Annotated in this window: 1 protein-coding gene; it reads right to left on the bottom strand. The window is 73.6% G+C overall.

Annotated features, from left to right (window positions below):
• Window positions 1-52: 52 nt before the first annotated feature.
• Window positions 53-640: alpha/beta fold hydrolase (locus tag FRW57_RS22520; protein ID WP_152187128.1), on the bottom strand; the 588-nt coding region annotated here is incomplete at its 5' end.

Raw genomic sequence — 640 nt, 5'->3', positions numbered from 1 at the left:
ACCGCGATCCGGCGTGCCTGGGCGCGGGTGAGCCGGCGCACCGGCCGCTCCCTCACGACGAGCGGGCGGCCTCGTCGAGGACGGCCGCGAGCTCGGCCGGCCGGGTGATCATGGGCCAGTGCCCCGAATCGAGGTCGACGTAGGAGAGGTGCTCCACGCGGCTCAGCTCGGGCAGGTCTCCGGCGGCGATCCACTCCTTGGCCTCGCCCGGGCCGAACTCGGGGCAGACCAGCTGCACCGGGACGGCATACCGGCCCTCATCAGCCAACCGGACCACTCCCTTCGACACGCCTTCGGGCACCGGGACCGCGCCGGACGCGAGCCGCGCCTTCGCCGCGTCGTCCAGGTCGGCTGAGTCGGGACCTTCGAACTTCTCCCAGCCCGGGAACGGCATGACCCCGTCGGTGGTCTCGAAGAAGTCGGCGTAGGCCTCCCCGTCGGCGTTGGGAAAGCCACCGATGAGGGACAGCCCGGAGACCGCGGCAACGCGTTGGTCGGCGGCGATCCACGCGAGGGTGCAGGCGGCCGAGTGGCCGACGACCAACGGGCGGTCGCTGGCGTCGACGGCCGCGACCACGGCGGCCACCTGGTCGTCCAGGGTCGCGCTCGTCGAGCCGTCGTCGGCCCCGGGGAGCGACAC

The organism is Segeticoccus rhizosphaerae (genome assembly GCF_009192725.1).
Taxonomy (GTDB): Bacteria; Actinomycetota; Actinomycetes; order Actinomycetales; family Dermatophilaceae; genus Segeticoccus; species Segeticoccus rhizosphaerae.
Note: the sequence above shows the minus strand (reverse complement) of the source record. Positions and strands in the feature narration are given on the sequence as shown.